Origin of the sequence: Flavobacterium sp. UBA4854 (genome assembly GCF_002399805.1) — a bacterium.
GTDB lineage: Bacteria > Bacteroidota > Bacteroidia > Flavobacteriales > Flavobacteriaceae > Flavobacterium > Flavobacterium ginsengisoli.
On record NZ_DHEI01000021.1, the window covers coordinates 38,002 to 42,068 of the forward strand.

The 4,067-nt window shown below is 33.9% G+C and carries 4 protein-coding genes; 2 read left to right on the top strand and 2 right to left on the bottom strand.

Features of this window, described 5'->3' with window-relative positions:
* A partial coding sequence (locus B3J44_RS02370) for a ribonucleotide-diphosphate reductase subunit alpha (RefSeq protein ID WP_286965508.1) occupies positions 1 to 1,179 on the top strand: 1,179 nt, incomplete at its 5' end.
* A 167-nt stretch (positions 1,180 to 1,346) separates the two neighbouring features.
* Here the strand turns inward: B3J44_RS02370 and B3J44_RS02375 are convergent.
* Both B3J44_RS02375 and ribB read right to left on the bottom strand, forming a co-directional pair.
* Entirely contained in the window at positions 1,347 to 1,919 is a 573-nt protein-coding gene (locus B3J44_RS02375; protein ID WP_286965510.1) for a Crp/Fnr family transcriptional regulator, read from the bottom strand.
* The gene (gene ribB, locus B3J44_RS02380) at positions 1,920 to 2,543 is read right to left on the bottom strand and encodes a 3,4-dihydroxy-2-butanone-4-phosphate synthase (protein ID WP_286965553.1); all 624 of its coding nucleotides are present in this window, start codon (positions 2,541 to 2,543) and stop codon (positions 1,920 to 1,922) included.
* A gap of 214 nt (positions 2,544 to 2,757) precedes the next feature.
* On the opposite strand from ribB, the gene B3J44_RS02385 reads away from it, so the two are divergent.
* Positions 2,758 to 4,067, top strand: a 1,310-nt coding sequence (locus B3J44_RS02385; RefSeq protein WP_286965512.1) for a Na+/H+ antiporter, incomplete at its 3' end; no start/stop codon positions are given.

Genomic DNA, 4,067 nt, shown 5'->3' on the forward strand with positions numbered 1-4,067 from the left:
GCTTATTTAGATGTAGATCATCCAGATATTGAAGAGTTCTTGAAAATTAAAAGTATTGGAAACCCAATTCAGAACTTGTTTACTGGAATCTGTGTGCCAGATTACTGGATGCAAGAAATGATTGATGGAGATGCTGAAAAAAGACAAGTTTGGGCAAAAGTATTAGAAAGCCGTCAGCAAAAAGGATTGCCTTATATTTTCTTTAGCGACAACGTAAATAAAAATAAACCGCAAGTTTACAAAGATCAGAATCTAAGAATCAACGCTAGTAATTTATGCAGCGAGATTATGCTTCCGTCTACGCATGACGAATCATTTATCTGCTGTTTATCTTCTATGAACTTAGAATTATATGAAGAATGGAAAGATACTGAAGCAGTAAAATTAGCAATCTTTTTCTTAGATGCTGTTTTACAAGAATTTATTGAAAAAACAGAAGGAAACTATTATCTTTCTGCAGCAAATAAATTTGCTAAAAGACACCGTGCACTTGGTTTAGGTGTTTTAGGATGGCATTCTTATTTACAGAAAAATATGATTCCGTTTGAAGGAATGGAAGCTAAAATGAAAACAACAGAGATTTTCAAACATATTAGTGACAAAGCGGATAAAGCAAGTCAAGAGTTGGCTAGAATTTACGGTGAACCAGAATTGTTAAAAGGTTACGGAAGACGTAATACTACAACAATGGCAATCGCTCCAACAACATCTTCTTCTGCAATTTTAGGACAAACTTCGCCAGGAATTGAACCTTTCAGCAGTAATTATTATAAAGCAGGATTAAGCAAAGGTAATTTTATGCGTAAAAATAAATACCTTAAAAAACTGCTTGAAGAAAAAGGCTTGGATAATGAAGAGGTTTGGAGAGGAATTATGCTAAATGGAGGAAGTGTTCAGCACATGGAACAATTGACTCAGCAGGAAAAAGATGTTTTCAAAACGTTTAAAGAAATTAGCCAATTAGAAATTGTACAGCAAGCAGGAATTCGTCAAAAATTTGTTGATCAAGGACAAAGTTTAAATCTTAATATTCCAGCAGAATTGGCAATCAAAGATGTAAACCGTTTGATGATTGAAGCTTGGCAACAAGGAGTAAAAAGTTTATACTATCAAAGAAGCCAAAGTGTTTCTAAAGAATTAGTAACAAGTCTTGTTTCTTGCAGCAGTTGCGAATCATAAAAATCAAAAGCCGAATCTAAATTAAGATTCGGCTTTTTTATTTAGAATGTTGTCGAAAGATTTCACGCATATTTTACAGATTAAAGCAGATTTTTTTGTCAAAGTTTTTCCATACTGTTTGTCATGTTGACGAAGGAGACATCTTCACAAGTAGCTCCGCAATCAAATTAAACCTTAGACTTCAACCTACTCAAAGTTTCCTGAGAAATATTAATATAAGAAGCCACAATTTTATTGGGTAATCTTTTTACAATCGCAGGATTTATTTTTAAAAGCTGATTGTATCTTTCTAAAGCATCCATAGTAGTAAAAGACATTAACCGATTGGCATTATTTACATACGCTTTCTCAAGATAATTACTGTAGAACTCACGCCATTGAGGAATAATTTCCATTAAATGATTAAAATCTTCATGGGAAATGCTCAATAATTCTGATTTCTCCACAACCTGAATATTTTCAAGCGCCGGCATTTTAGTGATAAAACTGACTAAAGCTGTAGCAAATTGATTTTCGAAAGCAATATATCTAGTTGCATCTTTTCCTTCTTCATTAATAAAAAAGATTCTCAAACAGCCTTTTGCAACAAAAAATGTTTCTTGACTTACTTGGCCTTGAGCTAGCAAAATTTCATTTTTTCCTTTTTTGATAAGTTTAAAATAGGAGAGAATGGTTTCTAAATCTTCATCAGAAACGTTAATGCGTTTTCGAATGGAATTACCAAGTTGTTCGTATATCATTTAATTATAATCTCTAACAAATTTGCGGTAATAAATAATATCTTCAATAGATAAAACCACCAAATCGTGTTCTTGTGCAAAGCTAACAATTTTGTCTAGTTTAGCCATGCTTCCGTCTTCGTTCATCAATTCGCAAAGAACGGCTTCGGGTTGTAAGCCAGCCAATTTCATTAAATCTACGCTTCCTTCTGTATGGCCATTTCGTCCTAAAACACCATTTTCATTCGCTCTAAGCGGAAAAACATGCCCAGGTTTTGCTAAGTCTTCTGGTCTCGCATTTATTGCAATTGCAGTCTTTATAGTTGTAATTCTGTCCTTTGCAGAAACTCCTGTTGTTACTCCATTTTTAGCTTCAATCGTAATAGTAAATGGAGTTTGAAAACTGCTTGTATTTTCTTTTACCATGTAAGGAAGTTCCAATTCGTCTGCTTTATTGTTAGTCAAGCAAAGACAAACAATTCCGCTGCATTCACGAATCATTAAAGCCATATCTTGAGCACTCATATGATGTGCAGAAAATATAAGATCGCCTTCATTTTCTCGATTTTCATCATCGGTTACCAAAACACCTTTTCCGCTTTTAAGTTGCTCCAAGGCATTTTCAACACGTTCTTTACTCGAAATTCCAAATTGGGCTAACGGACTTAATCCTGACTTATCATAAAAGCTTTTTTAAAAATAATAAGAGACAAATCTAAAATTGTTTGAAACTAAAAAGTTTGATATAAGTCAATAAATCGATATTCTATTTTTTTAATGTTAATCTAATTAAGTTGTCATAAAATCTTAATTTAGTACCCAAATTCCATAATCGAAAGTTTAATAAATACCATCTCAAATGGAGAATATCACCGTTATTATAATGCTGCTTTTCGGCGTTGCTTTTCTTAGTCTTGTTAGCAAAAGATATAACTTTCCCATTCCGATTGTTTTGGTTTTATGTGGCGTTGTTATTAGTGTTGTTCCAGGACTTCCTGTAATTGCTTTAAGCCCTGAAATTGTATTTATTATATTTTTACCACCGCTTTTGTATCATGCGGCGTGGCATACTAGCTGGTCAGACTTTAAGCAATCTATACGTCCAATAACTTTTGCAGCTGTCGGTTTAGTTTTCTTTACAACAGGATTAGTGGCTGTTTTTGCACATTGGCTTATAGATGATATGTCTTGGCCGTTAGCTTTTTTACTTGGTGCAATTGTTTCGCCTCCTGATGCGGTTTCGGCAACTGCGATTACAAAAGGGTTGGGCCTTAATCCTAGATTGATTGCTATTCTAGAAGGAGAAAGTTTAGTAAATGACGCTAGTGGTCTTGTTGCATACAAATATGCCCTTACGGCAATTACAGCTGGAAATTTTGTTTTATGGCAAGCCGGATTAAATTTCGTCTTAATGTCAGCTTTGGGCATAGGAATTGGTTTGGCTGTTGGCTTTATCATGTATTATATCCATAAAAGATTTGTTTGCGACGATATTATCGAAGTAACGCTTACATTATTGACTCCATTTGCTTCCTATCTTCTTGCCGAGCATTTTGAAGGATCGGGAGTTTTGGCTGTGGTAACAACAGGACTTTTTTTGGCAGCAAGATCAGGAACGATTTTTTCTCATGAAAGCCGAATAATGACCAATACCATTTGGGATGTGCTTAATAATATTTTGAATGGCTTGATTTTTATTTTGATTGGACTTCAGTTAAGACAAATTATTGCTGGAATTAGCAATTACTCTGGAAATTCATTATTTATCTGGGGAGCAGTTATTAGTATCGTGGTAATTCTTGTTCGTTTTTTATGGGTTATTCCAGCTACAATTCTACCAAGAATAATTAGTAAAAAGATTCGAGAGAAAGAACAATTTGATTATCGAAACATGATCATTTTTGGATGGTCAGGAATGCGTGGTGTGGTTTCTATGGCCGCTGCCTTGGCACTTCCGTTAATGTTGAATAAAACAGAAGAATTTCCGCTTCGAAATTTAATAATATACTTAGTTTTTTGCGTTATTCTTTCTACTTTGGTAATACAAGGTCTGACGCTTCCGTGGTTGATTAAAAAACTAAAAATCGAGCGTTATTCAATACTTGCAGAAGAATATAATATTAGAAATGTAATTGTTTCAGAAACTATCGCCCATATTGAAGATAATTT

Bases quoted from the DNA above. Each gene is read 5' to 3' on its own strand.
- B3J44_RS02375 (WP_286965510.1), bottom strand. From the start codon at position 1,919: ATGATATACGAACAACTTGGTAATTCCATTCGAAAACGCATTAACGTT.